General features: G+C 68.7%; 18 protein-coding genes and 1 tRNA gene. 6 read left to right on the forward strand and 13 right to left on the reverse strand.

Going from position 1 to position 18532, the window contains the following annotated elements:
- Window positions 1-56: 56 nt before the first annotated feature.
- On the reverse strand, window positions 57-1598 hold the full coding sequence (locus AB0F51_RS08255; RefSeq protein ID WP_360275925.1) for a helicase HerA-like domain-containing protein: 1542 nt from the start codon (window positions 1596-1598) through the stop codon (window positions 57-59).
- Window positions 1599-1717: 119 nt separating this feature from the next.
- Window positions 1718-2422 (reverse strand): murein L,D-transpeptidase, encoded by a 705-nt coding sequence (locus AB0F51_RS08260; RefSeq protein ID WP_360275928.1) that lies wholly within the window; start codon window positions 2420-2422, stop codon window positions 1718-1720.
- Between the two features lie 130 nt (window positions 2423-2552).
- Between AB0F51_RS08260 and AB0F51_RS08265 the strand changes: the two genes are divergently transcribed.
- Together AB0F51_RS08265 and AB0F51_RS08270 are read left to right on the forward strand one after the other, a co-directional pair.
- Entirely contained in the window at window positions 2553-2846 is a 294-nt protein-coding gene (locus tag AB0F51_RS08265; protein WP_132288237.1) for a type II toxin-antitoxin system VapB family antitoxin, read from the forward strand.
- A 22-nt stretch (window positions 2847-2868) separates the two neighbouring features.
- Window positions 2869-3432 carry a LytR C-terminal domain-containing protein gene (locus AB0F51_RS08270; RefSeq protein ID WP_360275931.1) on the forward strand — a complete coding sequence of 188 codons (564 nt, stop codon included), beginning with the start codon at window positions 2869-2871 and terminating at the stop codon, window positions 3430-3432.
- A 3-nt stretch (window positions 3433-3435) separates the two neighbouring features.
- Here the strand turns inward: AB0F51_RS08270 and AB0F51_RS08275 are convergent, their stop codons facing one another.
- The 5 genes from AB0F51_RS08275 to AB0F51_RS08295 form a co-directional block, all read right to left on the reverse strand.
- Window positions 3436-4944: a potassium/proton antiporter gene (locus tag AB0F51_RS08275; RefSeq protein ID WP_360275934.1), complete on the reverse strand. Its 1509-nt coding sequence runs from the start codon at window positions 4942-4944 to the stop codon at window positions 3436-3438.
- 154 nt (window positions 4945-5098) lie between these two features.
- Window positions 5099-5189: transfer RNA gene (locus tag AB0F51_RS08280), tRNA-Ser, on the reverse strand.
- Window positions 5190-5202: 13 nt separating this feature from the next.
- A complete protein-coding gene (gene tadA, locus AB0F51_RS08285; protein ID WP_360277253.1) occupies window positions 5203-5637 on the reverse strand; it encodes a tRNA adenosine(34) deaminase TadA in 435 nt (144 codons plus the stop codon).
- A 28-nt stretch (window positions 5638-5665) separates the two neighbouring features.
- Window positions 5666-6166: a tRNA adenosine deaminase-associated protein gene (locus AB0F51_RS08290; RefSeq protein WP_360275936.1), complete on the reverse strand. Its 501-nt coding sequence runs from the start codon at window positions 6164-6166 to the stop codon at window positions 5666-5668.
- Window positions 6167-6235: 69 nt separating this feature from the next.
- Entirely contained in the window at window positions 6236-6430 is a 195-nt protein-coding gene (locus AB0F51_RS08295) for a hypothetical protein (protein WP_360275939.1), read from the reverse strand.
- Window positions 6431-6564: 134 nt separating this feature from the next.
- On the opposite strand from AB0F51_RS08295, the gene upp reads away from it, so the two are divergent.
- A complete protein-coding gene (gene upp / locus AB0F51_RS08300; RefSeq protein ID WP_360275941.1) occupies window positions 6565-7206 on the forward strand; it encodes a uracil phosphoribosyltransferase in 642 nt (213 codons plus the stop codon).
- 18 nt (window positions 7207-7224) lie between these two features.
- Here the strand turns inward: upp and AB0F51_RS08305 are convergent, their stop codons facing one another.
- The 3 genes from AB0F51_RS08305 to AB0F51_RS08315 all read right to left on the reverse strand — a co-directional run bounded on the left by AB0F51_RS08305 (window position 7225) and on the right by AB0F51_RS08315 (window position 10229).
- Entirely contained in the window at window positions 7225-8193 is a 969-nt protein-coding gene (locus tag AB0F51_RS08305; protein WP_360275944.1) for a hypothetical protein, read from the reverse strand.
- A gap of 79 nt (window positions 8194-8272) precedes the next feature.
- A complete protein-coding gene (locus AB0F51_RS08310) occupies window positions 8273-9187 on the reverse strand; it encodes a 1,4-dihydroxy-2-naphthoyl-CoA synthase (RefSeq protein ID WP_360275947.1) in 915 nt (304 codons plus the stop codon).
- Between the two features lie 28 nt (window positions 9188-9215).
- The gene (locus AB0F51_RS08315) at window positions 9216-10229 is read right to left on the reverse strand and encodes a LacI family DNA-binding transcriptional regulator (protein ID WP_360275949.1); all 1014 of its coding nucleotides are present in this window, start codon (window positions 10227-10229) and stop codon (window positions 9216-9218) included.
- 146 nt (window positions 10230-10375) lie between these two features.
- On the opposite strand from AB0F51_RS08315, the gene AB0F51_RS08320 reads away from it, so the two are divergent.
- Window positions 10376-12454 (forward strand): Xaa-Pro dipeptidyl-peptidase, encoded by a 2079-nt coding sequence (locus AB0F51_RS08320; protein WP_360275952.1) that lies wholly within the window; start codon window positions 10376-10378, stop codon window positions 12452-12454.
- A gap of 273 nt (window positions 12455-12727) precedes the next feature.
- Here AB0F51_RS08320 and AB0F51_RS08325 read toward each other — a convergent pair whose 3' ends face one another.
- Entirely contained in the window at window positions 12728-13639 is a 912-nt protein-coding gene (locus AB0F51_RS08325) for an NADP-dependent oxidoreductase (protein ID WP_360275955.1), read from the reverse strand.
- 141 nt (window positions 13640-13780) lie between these two features.
- On the opposite strand from AB0F51_RS08325, the gene AB0F51_RS08330 reads away from it, so the two are divergent.
- Window positions 13781-14620 (forward strand): helix-turn-helix transcriptional regulator, encoded by an 840-nt coding sequence (locus AB0F51_RS08330; protein ID WP_360275957.1) that lies wholly within the window; start codon window positions 13781-13783, stop codon window positions 14618-14620.
- A 4-nt stretch (window positions 14621-14624) separates the two neighbouring features.
- Here the strand turns inward: AB0F51_RS08330 and AB0F51_RS08335 are convergent, their stop codons facing one another.
- Window positions 14625-15557 carry a helix-turn-helix domain-containing protein gene (locus AB0F51_RS08335; protein ID WP_360275960.1) on the reverse strand — a complete coding sequence of 311 codons (933 nt, stop codon included), beginning with the start codon at window positions 15555-15557 and terminating at the stop codon, window positions 14625-14627.
- A gap of 696 nt (window positions 15558-16253) precedes the next feature.
- A complete protein-coding gene (locus tag AB0F51_RS08340) occupies window positions 16254-17030 on the reverse strand; it encodes an SDR family oxidoreductase (protein ID WP_360275963.1) in 777 nt (258 codons plus the stop codon).
- Window positions 17031-17209: 179 nt separating this feature from the next.
- Between AB0F51_RS08340 and AB0F51_RS08345 the strand changes: the two genes are divergently transcribed.
- The gene (locus AB0F51_RS08345) at window positions 17210-18061 is read left to right on the forward strand and encodes a helix-turn-helix transcriptional regulator (RefSeq protein WP_360275966.1); all 852 of its coding nucleotides are present in this window, start codon (window positions 17210-17212) and stop codon (window positions 18059-18061) included.
- The last annotated feature ends 471 nt before the right edge of the window (window positions 18062-18532 follow it).

Genomic DNA, 18532 nt, shown 5'->3' on the forward strand with positions numbered 1-18532 from the left:
AATCAATGATCGCCGTACGGACGGTGACTGGTCCATCACCGTCGAATACCGCGGCCTCAGCGCTTGCGGCGGGCGGCGCCGAACAGGCCGCGGATGATCTCCCGGCCGGCCGAGCGGGCGAACTGCTTGAAGGCCGACGAGCCGACCACTTGCTCGACCATCGACTTCTCCTGCTTCTGCGCCCGGGGAGCCGGAGCCGCCTTCGGTTGCGGAGCGTTCTTCGCCTCGGCCTCGGCTTGTTCGGCACCGGCCTGCACCCGCGCCGCCAGCTTCTCGTACGCCGACTCGCGATCGACCACCGCCGTGTACTTCGAGTTGCCTGCCGACCCCTGCACCGAGGCCGCCAGTTGCTCGGCCGTGGCCGGTGCCATCAACGACTGGGGTGCCCGCAGGCGTGTCCACGCGACCGGAGTCGGTGCGCCCTTCTCGTTCATCACCGTCACGACCGCCTCGCCGATGCCGAGCTGGGTCAGCACCTCGGCGAGGTCGTACGACGAGTTCGGGAAGGTCGACACGGTCGCCTTCAGCGCCTTCGCGTCGTTCGGGGTGTGCGCGCGCAACTGGTGCTGCACCCGCGACCCGAGCTGCGCCAGGACGGCGTCCGGCACGTCCTTCGGTGTCTGGGTGACGAAGAAGACGCCGACGCCCTTCGACCGGATCAGCCGGACGGTCTGCGCGATCGAGTCCAGGAACGCCTTGGAGGCGTCCGCGAACAGCAGGTGCGCCTCGTCGAAGAAGAACACCAGCTTCGGCTTGTCCACATCGCCCACCTCGGGCAGGTCGTGGAACAGGTCGGCCAGCAGCCACATCAGGAAGGTCGAGAACAGCGCCGGCCGGTCCTGCAGGTTCGGCAGTTCGAGCAGCGAGACGACCCCCTTGCCGTCACGCTGCTGCAGCAGGTCGGCCGTGTCGAACTCCGGCTCGCCGAAGAACGCTTCGGCGCCCTGGTCCGCGAACCCGATCAGCGACCGCAGGATCACCCCGGCGGTCGCCGCGGACAGCCCGCCGAGCTCCTTCAGGTCGCCCTTGCCCTCGTCGCTGGTCAGGTGCGTGATGACCGCGCGCAGATCCTTGAGATCCAGCAGCGTCAGGCCGTTCTTGTCCGCGTAGTGGAAGATCAGCCCGAGCGAGGACTCCTGGACGTCGTTCAGCCCGAGCACCTTGGACAGCAGGACCGGGCCGAACGAGGTGATGGTGGCCCGGATCGGTACGCCGGTGCCCTGCCCGCCGAGCGCGTAGAACTCGGTCGGGAAGCCGGTCGCCGACCACTCCTGACCGATCGTCTTGGTCCGGGCCAGCAGCTTCTCGCTCTCCTGACCGGGCTGCGAGATGCCCGAGAGGTCGCCCTTGATGTCGGCCGCGAACACCGCGACACCCGCCGCCGAGAGCTGCTCGGCCATCAGCTGCAGCGTCTTGGTCTTGCCGGTACCGGTGGCACCCGCGACCAGCCCGTGCCGGTTCACCATCGAGAGCGGGATCCGGACCGCCGCCGCGGGGTTCGGCGTACCGTCCACCAGCAGCGCGCCGAGCTCGATCGCCGGCCCCTCGAACGCGTACCCCTGCTTGACGGTCTCCACGACATCGGCTGTCTCGGCCATCTCAGCGTGCCTCTCGAACGAACGAAGAAACTCTGTCCCCTGCGCTCGGCATGCTAGTGCCCCGGACCTGAGGTTGGGTGAACCTCACGCCCGGGGCACGGTCGCAGTGCTGCGGAACGTCAGCGGATGACTACCACCCGGGTCGCCGTCGCGGCGAAGGTCCAGATGGTGGCCGACATCGAGGCCGACACCCGGATGCAGCCGTGCGACGCCCGGTAGTTGGTCCCGAGCAGCCAGTCGGGGTGGATCTGCGCGCCGTTGCTCTTGTACGTCGGGATCTGGTGGAAGCCGATCCCGCACGGCGCGAACCGGACGAAGTTGTTCAGGTACAGCCGCGCACCGTCGGTGTTCTTCCGGATCCGGGCCGCCCGGCCACACTTCGGGCCGCTCGTGTAGGTGCCCGGCTTCAGATACGTCGGGTTGTCGATCATGCCGCCCTGGCGAACGATCCGGTTGTACCCGTCGACCAGCCAGACCCAGTTCTGTCCCTGGCTGATCACGATCCGGCGGCCGCTCCCGGTGCGGGTGGGCACCGCGCGGACGTCGCAGCGCTTGGCCGTGGAGGCCAGCAACCGCGAGTACGTCGTACTGTTCAGCGAACCGGTCTGGCTCAGCAGGTTCGCCGACTGGAACCGGACGGTGGCCGCCTGGGTCATCGCGCCGATCTTGCCGTCGACGGGGCCCGCCGTACAGCCGAGTTTGTTCAGCCGGGTCTGGGCCGTCTTGGCCTGGGTCACGGTGAGCGCTTCGGCCGGAATCGTCGTACCGGCCACGGCCACCACGAGGGTGGCCAGACCAGCGCCCCAACGGGTCAGAGTTCTCATTTTTCTCCCCCTACTAGTGCTTATCCTGATCAGACGCCCGGCAACCCCCAAAGGTTGAGCTGCCGGGCCAACTTTCCCGGTGACATTCCTGACCTCTCGCCGACCCTCACACCCCGCTAGACTTCCGTGGGTGATCTTCAAGCGCGTCGGCGAGGAACGGCCTTACCCGGACCACGGGTACAAGCCGAAGGACTGGTCCGTGCTGCCACCGAGGCAGGTGCGGCTCGACCAGCTCGTCACGACCAAGGGCACTCTCGACCTGAACGCGCTGCTCGACGAGGACTCCACCTTCTACGGCGACCTGTTCGCGCACGTGGTCGAGTTCAAGGGTGAGATGTATCTGGAGGACGGGCTGCACCGCGCCCTGCGTGCGGCCCTGCAGCAGCGTTTGGTTCTGCACGCCCGGGTACTGGTCGTGGAGTAGAGATGAGTCGGGGGACTTTCAGATGAGCGCACTCCAGCCGCAGCCGCGACCGCACTCGCGGATCCACTGGCGGACGCCCATCACGATGGTGGTGCTGCTGGGGTTACTGGTCGGCGGGGCCTGGTGGGGCTGGAACTCGCTGACCCAGAGCAGCGCCGAGCAGAACTGCGTCGACACGCTGATGCCGAACGACCGGCTCACCTCGAAGCAGGTCGTGGTGAACGTCTACAACGGCGGCGCCAAGGCCGGTACGGCGCGGGCGGTGGCCGCGGTGCTGACCAAGCGTGGTTTCCACGTGAACAAGATCGCGAACGAGCCCAAGGGTGACAAGGTCACCGGCGTCGTGCTGCGCGGCACGACCGCGAACGCGCCGGAGATGAACCTGATCGCCGGTCAGGTGAACGGCAAGGTGAAGGCGATCGCCGACGCCCGCCCCGACCACACCGTCGACCTGATCGTCGGCGAGGGCTACCCGGGACTCCGTGCCAAGCCGATCCCCTCGATCGCCCTGCCGAAGAACACCACCCTCTGCCTGCCCAGCATCCGCCCGACCCAGCCGGTCCCGTCCGGCCAGAACCCGGGCTGAGTCCTACTGCTGCTCGCGGCCGCGTTCGCCGAACCAGCCGGCCAGGCGACCGGCCCGGCTGACGGCGCGGAGGCGGCGGATCGTCTGCTCCCGTACTGCGCTGGGGGCGACCACCAGGACCGCGTCGCCGGCCCGTAGTACGGATCGGCTCTCGGGGACGAAGGCTCGCTTCTCGCGGATCACCAGCGACACCGACACCCCCGGCGGAAGCCTCAGCTCGCCGATCTCGACGCCCGACAGCCGGGACTCGCTCGGGATCATCACCTGGAGCATGTCGGCGCCCAGCGACTCCAGCGGCGCCACGTCGATGTCGACCTCGTGCGCCGCGTTGTCGTCGAGCACCCCCAGCCGCTTCGCCAGCCACGGCAGCGAGGGACCCTGGAGCAGCGTGAAGACCAGTACGAGCACGAAAACCACGTCGAACACCCGGTCGGCCTGCGGCACGTTCTCCGCCAGCGGGATCGTCGCGAGCACAATCGGTACTGCGCCGCGCAGCCCGGCCCAGCCGATGAACGTCTGCTCCCGCCACGGCACCCGGAACCAGGACACCGACAACGTCACCGCCGCGAACCGCCCGACCACAGTGACCGCGATTCCGATCACCAGGGCGAGCAGTACGTCGTTCAGCCGGATCCGCCCCGGCGAGGCGAGCAGGCCGAGCATCACGAACAGCCCGATCTGGGCCAGCCAGGCGATCCCGTCGACGAACGACCTGGTCGCCAGCCGATGCGGCAACTCCGCGCGGCCGAGGACCAGGCTGGTCACGTAGACGGCGGCGAACCCCGAAACGTGCAGCAGGACCGTGCCACCGGCGTACGAGAGGAAGCAGAGCGCGACGATCGCGAGCGGGTACAGACCGGCGGAGCCGAGCGCGACCCTGCGGATCAGGCCGATGGCCGCCCAGCCGACCAGCAGGCCGAACACAGCACCGATCACGAGCTCGTAGACGACCAGGCCCGCGAAGTACGGCAGGCCGTGCTCCTTGAAGCCGCCGGTGCTCACCAGAGTCACCAGGAGGACCGTCGGGGCGTCGTTGAGCCCGGACTCGGCCTCGAGCATCCCTCGGATGCGGGGACGGATCGGGACGCGGCGCAGTACGGAGAAGACGGCGGCGGCGTCCGTCGGGGAGGTGACGGCACCCAGCAGGATCGAGATCTGCCAGTCGAAGCCGAGCACGAAGTGCGCGAAACAGGCGACCACTCCCACGCTGACGGCGACTCCGACGGTCGCCAGCACGATGCCGATCGGCATCACCGGGCGGACCTCGTTCCACCGGGTGGTCAGACCGCCCTCGATCAGGATGATCACCAGCGCGGCGAACCCGAGCGCGTGCGCGATCTCCGCGTCCTCGAACTGGATCCCCACCCCGGACTCGCCCAGCATCAGACCCATCGCGAGGTAGATCAGCAGCGACGGCAGGCCGAGCCGGCCGGACAACCGGACGGCGATGATCGCCACCAGCAGCACCGCGGCGCCGGTCAGCAGGATCCGGTCGAGTTGGGATACGTCCACAGCGGCCCTCTCGGGTCGGGGGCTGCAGTTTAGTGGAGTGTCGCCTCCGGCAACGAATCATCGGCGCGGAGCCGGACCCGGCGGGAAAAGAACGGAGACCCTGACGCATCACACAGCATCAGGGTCTCCGGCGTAACTACCACCCGAAGGTGGTTGGCGGTGGCGGAGGGATTTGAACCCTCGGAAGGGGGTTGCCCTTCACGCGCTTTCGAGGCGCGCTCCTTCGGCCGCTCGGACACGCCACCGCCGCAGAGGCTATCAAGACCTATGGCCTGTGAAGAAATCGCGTAGCCGCGCACCCGCTTCGTCGGCCATCACACCACCGATGACTTCGGGCCGATGGTTGAGCCGGCGGTCCCGGACGACGTCCCACAACGAGCCCACCGCACCCGCCTTCTCGTCGTACGCCGCGAACACCAGCCGGTCCAGCCGGGACAGCACGATCGCGCCCGCGCACATCGTGCAGGGCTCCAGCGTGACGACCAGCGTGCAGCCGCTGAGCCGCCACTCGCCGACCTGTTCGGCCGCCCGGCGGATCGCCAGCACCTCGGCATGAGCCGTCGGATCCCCGGTCGCCTCCCGCTCGTTGTGCCCACGACCGATCACCCGGCCCTCGGCGTCCACGACGACAGCACCGATCGGTACGTCGGCGCTGCCGCGCGCCAGCTCGGCCTCTTCCAGGGCCAGACCCATCAGCTGGGCCCAGGCCCGGTGTGCGGGGTTAGCCAAGAGCTTCGATCGCCTCGTGGAACTGGTTGCCGAACCCGAGCACGTCGGCGATCTCCTCGAGCATCTCCTCGGGGTACAGGTCGACGTCGTCGATCAGCGCGCCCAGATCCATCGCGCTCATCCCCAGGTCGGAGATGATGCCGAGATCGCCGGCCGGGACCTGCTCGTCGTCGTCATCGGCCAGCGGGATGCCGAGTTCGTCGACGACCTCCTTGGCCAGCGGCCACTCGGTCGCGGCGGTGACGTCGGACAGCAGCAGCCGGGCCCGGCCGCCGACCACCCGGAGCAGCACGAAGAAGTCCTCCTCCACCGAAATCATCCCGATCACGCCGGAATCCCCCGGATACCGGCGCAGCGCCGAGACGAGCGCGGACAGATCGGGTTCGCCCCGCAGTACCAGCGGTGCGACCTGCCAGTCCCCGTCCTCGGTGTAGGCAGCAACCGCGAAGTCGAGTTCGGTGGTGGTCATCGGCCCAGCCGTGGGATCGGACACCTTTGCATGGTCGCAGACTCCTGACCCAGTTTTCGCTTTTTTACCGCTTTTTCCCTTTCTGTTACCCACTCAGTGGTGGTAGGTGGCGCGGCGCATGGCGGCGCGCAGCTGGCGGACCCGGGCCCGGCGCGGGGCGATCCGGTCCCGGAGGGCGCGGGCTTCTTCCAGTTCGCGGAGGAAGGCGGCGCGGCGGCGGAGGCGGTCGAGCTGCTCGGGGGACTTGCCGGTCTTCTCGGGCACAGTTTCGGGCGCTGTCTCGGGCACGGCGGCACCGTCCTCAATCGGTTCGGGAGAGGCGCCCCTGGGGCGGGGGCCGGCTGACCTAAATCGACTGCGCTTTCCACGCTAACAGCGGGCTTGCTTCCCGGCAGCGAATCGCCGACGGTAGCGTTCGCGGCATGCAGATCCTCGTGGTGGACCACCCGCTCGTCGCCCACAAGCTCACCGCGCTGCGGGACGAGCGGACGGATTCGCCGACTTTCCGGCGGCTGACCGAGGAGCTCGTCACGCTGCTCGCGTACGAGGCGACCCGGGACGTCCGCACCGGCCCGGTCACGGTCACCACGCCGGTCGCCGAGGCCGAGGGCATCAAGCTGGCGTCACCCAAGCCACTCGTCGTACCGATCCTGCGCGCCGGTCTGGGCATGCTCGAGGGGATGACGCGGCTGCTGCCGACGGCCGAGGTCGGTTTCCTCGGGATGATCCGCAACGAGGAGACGCTGAGCGCCTCGACGTACGCCGAACGGCTGCCCGAGGACCTGCACGGCCGGCAGTGCTACGTGCTCGACCCGATGCTGGCCACCGGTGGCACGCTGGCCGCCGCGATCCAGTTCCTGGTGGACCGCGGCGCCGACCACATCACCGCGATCTGCATCCTCGCGGCCCCCGAAGGCGTCGAGCGGATCGAACGCGAGCTCGCCGACCTGGACGTCCCCTGCACGCTCGTCATCGCCGGGATGGACTCCCACCTGAACGAGAAGGGCTACATCGTGCCGGGCCTCGGCGACGCCGGTGATCGCCTGTACGGCGTCGCCCAGTAGCCGCTGGACCAGCAGCCGCTAGACCAGCTCGTTGCGGTAGAAGAGGTTGGCTCGGCGGTCGCCGGTGACGCCCGACGCGAAGCCGAAGTACAGGCGGGCGGTCGCGTCGGTCGAGCCGTAGACCGCCATCCCCTCGGCCTCGCGGTAGGTCAGGCTGTTGCCGGCCAGGGTCAGGAACGAGTCGACGATCTGCCCGGCGTTGATGTCGTAGCACCACAGCTTCGAGTTCGCCGCGTCCGGATCAGGCTCACCGGGGTACGCCGTGCCCTCCCAGAAGTAGCAGTACGAGCCGTAGAGGGCCCACCCCTGGAAGGCGACGTCAGGGGTCAACGCCGGCTGCTTGAAGGACGCGAGGACGGTCGAGTAGTCCCCAGCAGAAGCCGCGGCGAGGCTGTAGACGTTGATGCGCATGCCGTCCGGCGACGAGTGCCGTACGCCGAGCCGCCCGTACCGCTGGTCGACCGCCGGCGTCAGGACGCCACCCGTGACCGGCTTCCACTTCGTCACCGAGGACGAGCTCAAGGTGGCGCCGTTCTTCCACGGGAACCGGCAGATCTGCCGGCCTCGCCCGTTCGCGGTGTCCACATCGGTCTCGGTCCAGATGTACGACGTCGTACCGACGGCCTGCGCGCCGATCGAGACGGCATGGCCGAAGCCGTTGAGGTACATGTGGCCGAGCACGGTCCCGGAGAAGCTCAACTGGCTCAGGGTGAGGTCGCCGCTGTTGGCCGGCGTACCGGATCTCAGCTGGCCGGTGAACAGCCGGTTGTTGGGGGTGTCGAACGCGAACGACTGCATCACGGTCGGACCCCACAGCGGCTTGCTGCGGAAGATTTCACCCCCGGCGCCACCCATCTTGAACCGCTTGGTGGTGGGCAGGGCGGTGGCGCGGACAGTGCGGGCGGAGGCGATGGGGAGACCGAGGGAACCGGCGGCGACCAGCGCACCGGCTCCCGCGAGCAGACCACGGCGGGAAAGGTTGTCCATACCGCTCGACGGTAAGTGACTAACCGTGAACTGTCAGTAGCTCGAACAATAATTTCTGTGAACTACTCACGGATGATCGTTAAAACGCGTAAGGATATCCCGACCAGTCCGCCGGCCGCTTCTCCAGGAAGGAGTCGCGCCCCTCGGCCGCCTCGTCCGTGCCGTAGGCCAGCCGGGTCGCCTCACCGGCGAAGATCTGCTGGCCGACCAGTCCGTCGTCGATCAGGTTGAACGAGTACTTCAGCATCCGCTGCGCCGTCGGTGACTTCGCGCAGATCTTCTTGCCCCACTCGAGCGCGACCGCCTCCAGTTCGGCGTGCGGCACGACCTTGTTCACCATGCCCATCCGGTAGGCGTCCTCGGCGGAGTACTCGTCGCCCAGGAAGAAGATCTCGCGAGCGAACTTCTGCCCGACCTGCCTAGCTAAGTACGCCGAGCCGAAACCCCCGTCGAACGACGCCACATCCGCATCGGTCTGCTTGAACCGGGCATGCTCGGCCGACGCCAGCGTGAGATCGCAGACGACATGCAGACTGTGCCCGCCACCGGCCGCCCAGCCCGGTACGACGCAGATGACCACCTTCGACATGAACCGGATCAGCCGCTGCACCTCGAGAATGTGCAGCCGGCCCGCCTTGGCCGGGTCGATCGTGTCGGCGGTGGTGCCCTCGGCGTACTTGTAGCCGTCCTTGCCACGGATCCGCTGGTCGCCACCCGAGCAGAACGCCCAGCCGCCGTCGCGCGGGGACGGGCCGTTGCCGGTGATCAGCACGCAGCCGACGTCGGTCGACATCCGGGCGTGGTCGAGCACCCGGTACAGCTCGTCGACGGTCTGCGGCCGGAACGCGTTACGCACCTCGGGCCGGTTGAAGGCGATCCGGACCACGCCGGCGTCGACCGCCCGGTGATAGGTGATGTCGGTCAGGTCGAACCCGTCCACCTGCTTCCAGGCCGACGGGTCGAAGATCTCGGACACCTGCGCGGAATCAGTCACTCCGCGAGCATATTCACCGATTCCCGGCTCAGCGCCGCTGGGTGCTCTCCCGCAGGACGACCTCGGCCGGGAACGTCTCGGTCCGCGGCTCGCCACCCTCGACCGCCAGCTCCAGCGCCCGGCGACCCATCTGCTCCAGCGGCAGCCGCACGGTCGTCAGCCCCGGCCAGACGTCCCGCAGCGTCGCGATGTCATCGAACCCGGCCACGCCGAGCTGCCCCGGTACGTCGATGCCCTCGGCCCGCAGCGCCGACATCGCACCGACCGCCATCACGTCGTTGACGGCGAACAAGCAGTCGAGATCCGCCTTGCCGGCGATGATCTCCAGCGCGGCCGCATGACCACCGTCCCGCGTGAAGTCCCCAGCCTGTACTGCGACCGGCTCCAGCCCTGACTCAGCCAGCCCTTCGACGAACCCGTCCCGCCGGTCCCGCGCCGTCGCCAGCCCGTCCGGCCCACCCAGTACGCCGAACTTGCGGAACCCCTGACCCACCAGCGACCGGGCCAGTTCGGCCGCGCCCGCCCGGTTGTCGGGCTCGATCGTGTGGGCCGGCATACCGGACTGGCTGACCAGGGCGAGCCCCGCACCGGAGTTCAGGAACGTCTCGATCTCGGTCGCCGTCCGGGCCAGTCCCTCGGCGTCGGTCCGGCGCGAGCCGATCATCACCGCCGCCCGGGCGCGCTGGGCACGCAACGAGGACAGGTAAGCAATCTCACGGTCGGAGTCACGGAACGTGCTCGCCATCATCACCAGCAGGTTGCGCTCGTCGGCGGCCCGCATCACCCCGTTCGCGATCGCCGCGAAGTACGGGTCCTCGATGTCGTGGACCAGGATGCCGACCACGTTGGTGGACGACTTCGCCAGCGCCTGCGCCTGCGCGTTCGGCGTGTAGCCGAGCTCCGCGGCGGCGTCCCGGACGCGTTCCTGCAGCTCCGGGCGTGGCACCCGGTCGCCGCCGTTCAGTACTCGTGAGGCGGTCGCTACGGACACGCCCGCCCGCTGCGCCACGTCGAGCAGTGTGACCGGTGCTCGCAGGTTCATCGCCGTACCCACCTTCTGTGCTCTCCCCCTGGGTGGCGGTCACACTATCGGAAGTGGCCCGATCATCACCGTGCGTGGCAGTGATGTAGGCAGCAAAGTCTCCAGAACCTGGCTTTGCGGCGCTGGAATGACTAGCCTTCCCAGCCATGACGACCGTCCGCGCCAGGAGCCTTCTCCTGGCATCGTCCGCCGCGCTGATATGCCTGGGTACCGTCGCCGGTACCGCGGCAGCCGCGCCTGCGCCGGACGATGCCAGCGGAGTGTTCCCGGCCCGGCAGGGATCCGCGCTGGAGAGCTCCGCGCCGGGCAATCAGACGCCTCCGACGCACGGTTCGGGCCAGGGCGCGGCCCAGGATTCAGGTCAGGCGAGCAGCCAGGCCACTGGCCCCGGCGAGCGCACTCAGGAGCGCACGGCGGCCGCAGTACCGTCGAACGTGGACCAGCGCACGCGCAGTACGCAGCCTGTCTACGACTACGCCAACGCGATCCGCGAGTCCGTCTACGTCGACACCACGATGGACACCGACTCCGACGGCACCAACGACGTGATCGCGGTCGACATCGTCCGGCCCCGCGAGACCGCCGCCGCCGGCCGCAAGATCCCGGTCATCATGGACGCCTCGCCGTACTTCTCCTGCTGCGGCCGCGGCAACGAGGGCGAGAAGAAGACCTACGACGAGAACGGCGTCATCCAGAAGATGCCGCTGTACTACGACAACTACTTCGTCCCGCGCGGGTACGCCGTGGTCGGCGTCGACGTGGTCGGGACCAGCCGCTCCACCGGCTGCGGTGACGTCGGCGGCAAGGACGAGATCGCCTCGGTGGTCGCGGTGATCGACTGGCTGAACGGCCGCAACACCGCCCACACCGGCGACGGCGACCCGGTCACCGCCGGCTGGACCACCGGCTCGGTCGGCATGATCGGCAAGTCGTACGACGGCACGCTGGCCAACGGGGTCGCCGCGACCGGGGTCGAAGGACTGAAGACGATCGTGCCGATCTCGGCGATCTCCTCGTGGTACGACTACTCCCGCTCCGGCGGCGTCCCGTACTCCGTCGACTACATGCCCTGGCTCGGCGACTACGTCGGCCACAAGACGCCGGCCTGCGCGGCCGTCCGCGCCGACCTGGGTGAGCAGGACGACGACGAGACCGGCGACTACACCGCTTTCTGGGCCGAGCGCGACTACCTGAAGGACGCGGGCAAGGTGAAGGCGTCGGTCTTCGTGACGCATGGCCTGAGCGACTACAACGTCCAGACCAACCACTTCGCCCAGTGGTGGAACGCGCTCGGCAAGAACAAGGTGCCGCGCAAGATCTGGCTCGGCCTGGAAGACCACGTCGACCCGTTCGAGTTCCGCCGCAAGGAGTGGGTCGGCGAACTGCACAAGTGGTTCGACTACTGGCTGCAAGGCCTGCAGAACAACGTGATGCGCGAGCCGATCGCGACCGTCGAGACCGCGCCGGACGTGTGGGCGAACTACAAGACCTGGCCGGCCACCCAGAAGACCGTGCCGGTCCCGCTGTCGGCCGGCAAGCTCGGCGTGTTCGGCAAGGGCTCCGTCACCATCACCGACGAGCCGTCGCTGACCGAGGACGACATCGTCGCCACCCCGTCGGAGCAGATCGCCGGACGGCAGATGTTCCTGTCCGCACCGCTACCGGCAGCGATTCGGGTCAGCGGCACCCCGACGGTGACGCTTCGGATCAAGGCCGACGCCTCGACCACGCCGGTGACCGCACGCCTGGTCGAGTACGGCGAGGCCCAGCGGTACTCCGGCATCAGCCGGACCACCAACTCCACCTGCGAGGGTGCGAGCGTGGACTACGACGACGCCTGCTACTTCACCGTCGAGAAGCAGACCGCGAAGACCGACCACGGCATGGTCAGCCGAGGCTGGATCGACGCCGCGCACAGCAACTCAACTGCCAAGCCGGAGCCGCTCACGCCCGGCAAGTGGTCAACCGTCACCGTGCCGCTCCGAGCCCAGGACGAGATCATCCCGAAGGGCCGCGTACTCGGCCTCGCGGTGACCTTGAGCGACACCGAATGGACCACCCCGAACGACACCGGCGCCACGATCGACATCGACCTGGCCAACAGCAAACTGAACCTCCCGATCACGGTCGGCAAGATCACCCCGCCCACCGCCAACGCCGCCCCCCTCGAAGTCACCATCAACACCCCCACCGAACGCCCCAACCTCCGCGACCCGAAGAACTGACGGCCGGACAAGCACCCACGCAGCCTCCGACGCCCGCTCCTCCGTCGCGTGCTCGTTCGACCGCTCCCACCCACCCGGTGCTTTGCGCTCCTTCGTCGCGCGGGTTCGACCACAGGGCGGGCTCGCCGGTCTCGCTGACTTGCGCGGCCTGAGTAGCACCCCTGAGCTGACCCCTCCGTCGCGTTGCGACCGCCCTGCGAGCACCCTGTGAGCACCCGAGCCTGCTAGCCGGCGCCGGTTGGGTTGCCCAAGCAGCTGCGGCCCACTCGCCGACTATGGCCGGAGGATGATCTTGCCGAGGGTGTGGCGTTGCTCGAGTTGAGCGAACGCCTCGTGGACCTGGTCCAGCGAGTACGTCGCGGCGATCGGCACCTCGAGTTCTCCCTTGTCCAGCAGCGCTGCCAGCTCGGTCAGCACCTGCGGGGCATCGACCGCCAGGCAGCCGTCGGCTCGGGTGCCGTGCTTCGCGGCGGCCTCGAAGTCGATCACGGTGTTGATCCGCTCCGGCGGCACCCCGAGATCGATCGCCAAGTCGACATAGCCGTTGCCGAAGGCATCGATGAGGGCGTCCGGAGCACCCAGCGCCTTCCGGAGGTCATTGCCATAAGCAACCGGAGTGACGCCGTGCGCCGACAGCCAGGCATGCTTGTCCGGTCCGGCGATCCCGATCACCTTCGCCCCAGTACGCCGAGCCAGTTGCACAGCGACCGATCCAACACCACCAGCCGCTCCGGCGACAACCACCGTCTCACCCGGCGTCGGCCTCACCGCTCGTACCGCCGCGTAGGCCGCAGCACCGGCTGTGTACAACCCACCTGCCATCTCCCACGAAACGCCGGCCGGCTTGGCGACAACTTGGTTGATCGAAGCAACGACATACTCCGCCTGCGCGGCTCCCGGCGCCGGCAGGAACCCCAGCACCTCATCGCCCACCTCGAACGTCACCACGTCCGGCCCGACCTCGTCGATCACGCCGGCGAAATCCTGGCCCTGTCCACTCGGGTACGCCGCAACCGGGTAGACGCTCTGCATCACCCCCTCGCGGATCGCCGAGTCCAGCGGGTTGATCCCGGCCGCGCGCACCGCCACCACGATCTCGCCCGGACCGGCCTGCGGCTGGGCCACGTCGGCCACTTCCAGTACGCCGACTCCACCGTGCCGGCTGAACCTGATTGCCTTCGACATCTTCGTGCTCCCGTCGTTTCGAGCTGACTTCGACGAAGGTGCCAGCCGGCCGGCGACCTGAGGAGCGGACCGGATTCCCTAGGATCGACAACCCTAGGCTGACGGTTGGTCGCCGCCCGGGCGCCCGTCATGATGGAACGCATGGACCGCCGCCAGCTCGCCGACTTCCTGCGCCGCTCCCGCGAACGGATCAGCCCGCAAGAGGCCGGCCTGCCCACCGGCCCCCGCCGCCGTACGCCGGGCCTGCGGCGCGAGGAGGTCTCGCAACTGGCCGGCATGTCCGCCGACTACTACATGCGGCTGGAGCAGGCCCGCAGCCCACAACCTTCGACCCAGATCCTGGCGTCGCTGGCCAGGGCCTTGCGGCTGACCGACGAGGAGCGCGACCACCTCTACCTGCTGGCCGGCCATCGCCCGCCGGCCGCCCGGCCAGGTGACGACCACATCAGCCCGGGCCTGCTCCGGGTGCTCGACGAACTGACGGAGACACCGACCCAGATCCTCAACGACCTCGGCGACGTCCTCGCCCAGAACGCGATCGCCGACGCTCTGCTCGGCACGATCTGCTCGATCCGCGAAGGCGAGCGGAACTACGTCTGGCGCTGGTTCACCGAGCCCTCGATGCGCGCGCCGTACCCGGCCGAAGAACTGGACGAGCTGGACCACTACCAGGTCGCCAGCCTCCGCTCAGCCGCCACCCGCCGCGGTAACGACGCCGCCTCCACCGAGCTCATCCAGAGGCTGCTGCGAACCAGTCCCCTCTTCGCCGACCTCTGGCAACTGCACGAAGTTGTCGCTTGCCGCCACTCCCAACTCCGCGTCGACCACCCGATCATCGGCCCGATCACCCTGCAGATCGAAACCCTCCTGACCCCCACCGAGAACCAGCGCCTCCTGATCTACACCCCCGCCCCAGGCTCAGAAGACGTCACCCGCCTCTCCATGCTCCGGGTCCTCGGAACCTCCCAGTTCGCCAGCTAGCACCTCAGCTGGGTGCGCCGTCGGCGACGAAGTGCATGGGATCGCCGAAGCCGAGGTCGTCGATTCCCGCGCTGGCGAACGCGCCGACCAGTAGTGATCTGCGGTGGGCGGCGAAGGTCAGCACGTGCGCGACCATTCCGCCGTAGCTGAACACGCGCGGCGGCTCGCAGGTCGTGTCGACGAAGCTGTCGTCGAAGCGGCCCTCCTCGTTCAACTGGTTCACCAGCGCCACGAAGCGCGAACCCGCATCCGCATGCCGACTGCGCAATTCGGCGATCGGCGTGGTCACCTCACGCCCGCACTCCGGCACTTGGAACGGCCGGTCTTCCACCGACGCCAGCCACATCTCTTCCTGCCAGACCAACCGATCCAGCAGGTACCGGATCGACACGTCGTCGTCGATCCCTTCCACCGACATCTCGATCGGCTTGTCCAGCTCCGGGGCCGGCAACCGGCCGCCTCGCTCGATCAGCTCGCCGGTGAGCCACACGTGGTGCTCGACCATCCTGACCAGTACGTCCATCCCTCTCGTCTCCTTCTGCGCAGGCAGGCGAAGACCTGCCGGTGGTTGGAAATGAACTCCACTGGGCGCCGCCAGAAAGAACCGCCGCGACGACTCCCGCCGCCACTCCCGCGGCGACATCCCGAACGCCCGCACGAACGCCCGAGTGAACGCCTCATGCGACCCGTACCCGGCCTCGATCGCCAACTCGAGCACCCCGGCACCCCCGGCCAGCAACCGGTACGCCGCCCGCTCCAGCAACAACCGCCGTCTGAAAGCAGAGGGCGACTCGCCGGCCGCGGCCGCAATCACCCGATCACAATGCGACCGCGACAAATGCACCCGCCCCGCCAGGTCCCCACCACTAGCCTTCGGCTCATCCAGACTCTCCGCCACCGCGGCGACGAACCCGGCAAACACATCCGTGGAGTTCATACCTCCACTCTGCCGCCAACCCACCCCCCAAACTTGATCGTTTTCACCCAACCCGCCCGCCGCCTCGCCAGCCGGCAGCTGACGCGGTCACCCACCGCAGCCTCCGACGCCCGCTCCTACGTCGCGCGCTCGTCCACCACTCCCACCCACCCGGCGCTTTGCGCTCCTCCGTCGCGCGGGGATCGACCACGGTGGTGAGGAGCCGCATCGGTGGGCGGCGGCAGTTCCGCGGCTGAGCGATGTCCGGATCGGTCGAACGTGCGGTGACTGTGTGCCGAACGACAGGAGATACTCCGCATGCAGACGGACCGGCACGCTCACGGACCGGATCGCCGGCCAGAATTCGGGCACCACCTCCTGTCCATCGGCACACAACTGACCCGGACCGCAGGCTCAGAACACCAGCCAGCTTGGCCAATCGGTGGATTGCCCGACCGTCCGTCCATCCCGACGTAGCCACAGCACAGCGCCGACGGAGAAGGCGGCATCGCACGGTTGCGCGGACAGAGCCCACCAGGTTCCGCCCTCCGAACGGGCTCACCCGCCACCGTGGTCAGTTCCGCGCGACGCAGGAGCGCAAAGCGCAGGGCGGGTGGGAGCGGTCGAACGTGCACGCGACGCAGGAGCGGGCGTCGGAGGGCGCGTGGGGAACACCCCACCACCGCCGCTCGGCGTAGTAGGCCGTTCGGTTGGTGGTCAGCTGGTTTGGCCCGTTGGCATGATTGTGAGCTGCTGGAGGTTGACCCGCGGGGGCAAGGTGGCGATGAAGCCGACCGCTTGGGCGACGTCGTCCGGGGTCAGCCACTCCATCGTCTGCTTGGACCCGTCCAGCCACTCCAGCGCGCCCTCATCGGTGACGTGGCTCTGCAGCTCGGTGCCGACAATGCCGGGCTCGAGGGCGGAGACCCGGACCTTCTTCGGCCCCAGCTCAGCGCGGAGGTGACGGGACAGGTGGCTGACGTAGGCCTTGGTGCCGGAGTACACGGCGAAGGTCGGGAAGATGTTCTGTGCCGCGATCGACGAGGTGTTGATCAGGTCCGCCACACCGCGCTCGGCCGCGGCCGCGACGAGCTGTGGCGTGAACGCGCCGATCGCGTTCATCAGACCGCTGATGTTGAGGTCGATCTGCCGCTGCCACTGCTCGGTGGCGCGCTCCTCGATCGGCGCGGGCAGCATGACGCCGGCGTTGTTGAAGAGAAGATCCGCGCCGCCCAGCTCATCAGCGATCCGATCGGCCGCGGCCTGCACAGCCGCGGCGTCGGTAACGTCGACCGCCAGCGCCAGGGCCGTCCCGCCGTCCTTCTCGATCCGAGTCACCAGGTCACCCAAACGATCCGCCCGGCGAGCCAGGGCGACGACGGTCGCTCCCAGCGCTGCCAGGTGTTCGGCGGCGGCCTCGCCGATACCGCTCGAGGCACCGGTGATCACGGCGACGCGACCGGCGAGGGGCTTGGCGAGTTCGTGCATGGACATGTGAGTTCTACCTTTCAGCTTCAGATGGTCCGGCGACTGCCGGCACGTCCAGAACACCAGTTCCTGAAGGCGTTTTGAGCGCTCGAGCAGGCCCTGCCCAGGCAGGCATCGGCGAGGCTGGTACTGCCAGGGCTACCCAGCCGCGTGGATCGAGTACGACGCTCGATCACACTGGAGGCATGGAACGTAGTACCGAGATCGCCGACTTCCTGCGCTCGCGACGAGCCGCCATCTCGCCCGACCAGGCCGGCTTACCCGAGGATGGGCGTACCCGACGCGTGCCCGGCCTGCGTCGCGACGAGGTTGCCCGGTTGGCGGGAGTCAGTACGGAGTACTACACCCGGCTCGAGCAGGGACGGGCCGGCAACCCGTCGGCGGAGGTGCTCGACGCTCTCGCCCGCGCACTGCAGCTGGACGCGGTCGAGCGCGAGCACCTGAGTGATCTGCTCGCCCGGCCAACACCTGCCCGTCGTACGCCGGCCAGTCCGCAGCGCGTCCGGCCCGGTCTCTATCTGATGCTGCAGACGCTCGACCACGTGCCGGCGTTCATTCTGGGGCGGCGTACCGACGTACTGGCGACCAACCGGCTCGCCCGGGAGGTGCTCACCGACTTCGACGCGATGCCGGCGACCCGCCGCAATCTCGCCCGGTACTACCTCCTCGATCCCGAGGCCCGCGAGCGAGTCGGCGAGTGGGAGCGGATCGCGGCCGAGACAGTCGCAATGCTCCGCCTCGAAGCCGGCCGCCACCCGAACGACCGGCAACTCGCCGATCTCGTCGGCGAACTCACCCTGCAGTCACCTGAGTTCACCCGCTGGTGGAACGACCACCGCGTCCTGCGCCGGACTCACGGCGCGAAGACCTACCACCACCCGGTCGCCGGCGAACTGCACTTCGCCTACGAGTCGTTCCAGGTCCCGGGCGACGCCGAACAGACCCTCTGCGTCTACCAGGTCGAGCCCGGCTCCCCCACCGCCGACAGCCTCCGTTTACTCACCAGCTGGATCACCCCACAACCCGCAACAGACTGACCCATCCCCCTGCCACCGGTGCCCAGGCTCTAGCCCGCACACCGCACCACGCATCCCGGCGCGGGGCACCCCAACCCACCACCAGCCGCGTGGCACACCAGGCCAGCCACCACCGCGGTTGAACCGCGCGACGCAGGAGCGCAAACACCGGGTGGGTGGGAGCGCTCGAACGAGCACGCGACGCAGGAGCGGGCGTCGGAGAGCGCGTGGGGCCACCCAACCACCAGCCGCTTGGCACACACACCAGGCCGGCCACCACCGTGGTCAATCCGCGCGACGCAGGAGCGCAAAACACCGGGCGGGTGGGAGCGCTCGAACGAGCACGCGACGCAGGAGCGGGCGTCGGAGGCCGCGCGGGGGAACCGCCAACCGACCGGTCCGTCACGCACCGCGGTCAAACAGCATTGCGTAGTACTCCACAGTGTGTAGTAGTGTGGTCGGCAGAGCACCGCAGGGCCGGTCTGAGGGGTC

Origin of the sequence: Kribbella sp. NPDC023855 (assembly GCF_040639475.1) — a bacterium.
Taxonomy (GTDB): domain Bacteria; phylum Actinomycetota; class Actinomycetes; order Propionibacteriales; family Kribbellaceae; genus Kribbella.

Excerpts from the sequence above, each read along its gene's own strand:
- AB0F51_RS08330 (WP_360275957.1), top strand. The coding sequence starts at position 13,781 with ATGGACCGCCGCCAGCTCGCCGACTTCCTGCGCCGCTCCCGCGAACGG.
- AB0F51_RS08320 (WP_360275952.1), top strand. The coding sequence starts at position 10,376 with ATGACGACCGTCCGCGCCAGGAGCCTTCTCCTGGCATCGTCCGCCGCG.
- AB0F51_RS08315 (WP_360275949.1), bottom strand. The coding sequence starts at position 10,229 with ATGAACCTGCGAGCACCGGTCACACTGCTCGACGTGGCGCAGCGGGCG.
- AB0F51_RS08335 (WP_360275960.1), bottom strand. The coding sequence starts at position 15,557 with ATGAACTCCACGGATGTGTTTGCCGGGTTCGTCGCCGCGGTGGCGGAG.
- AB0F51_RS08340 (WP_360275963.1), bottom strand. The coding sequence starts at position 17,030 with ATGTCCATGCACGAACTCGCCAAGCCCCTCGCCGGTCGCGTCGCCGTG.
- AB0F51_RS08345 (WP_360275966.1), top strand. The coding sequence starts at position 17,210 with ATGGAACGTAGTACCGAGATCGCCGACTTCCTGCGCTCGCGACGAGCC.
- tadA (WP_360277253.1), bottom strand. The coding sequence starts at position 5,637 with ATGGGTCTGGCCCTGGAAGAGGCCGAGCTGGCGCGCGGCAGCGCCGAC.
- AB0F51_RS08305 (WP_360275944.1), bottom strand. The coding sequence starts at position 8,193 with ATGGACAACCTTTCCCGCCGTGGTCTGCTCGCGGGAGCCGGTGCGCTG.
- AB0F51_RS08260 (WP_360275928.1), bottom strand. The coding sequence starts at position 2,422 with ATGAGAACTCTGACCCGTTGGGGCGCTGGTCTGGCCACCCTCGTGGTG.
- AB0F51_RS08255 (WP_360275925.1), bottom strand. The coding sequence starts at position 1,598 with ATGGCCGAGACAGCCGATGTCGTGGAGACCGTCAAGCAGGGGTACGCG.
- AB0F51_RS08325 (WP_360275955.1), bottom strand. The coding sequence starts at position 13,639 with ATGTCGAAGGCAATCAGGTTCAGCCGGCACGGTGGAGTCGGCGTACTG.
- upp (WP_360275941.1), top strand. The coding sequence starts at position 6,565 with ATGCAGATCCTCGTGGTGGACCACCCGCTCGTCGCCCACAAGCTCACC.
- AB0F51_RS08270 (WP_360275931.1), top strand. The coding sequence starts at position 2,869 with ATGAGCGCACTCCAGCCGCAGCCGCGACCGCACTCGCGGATCCACTGG.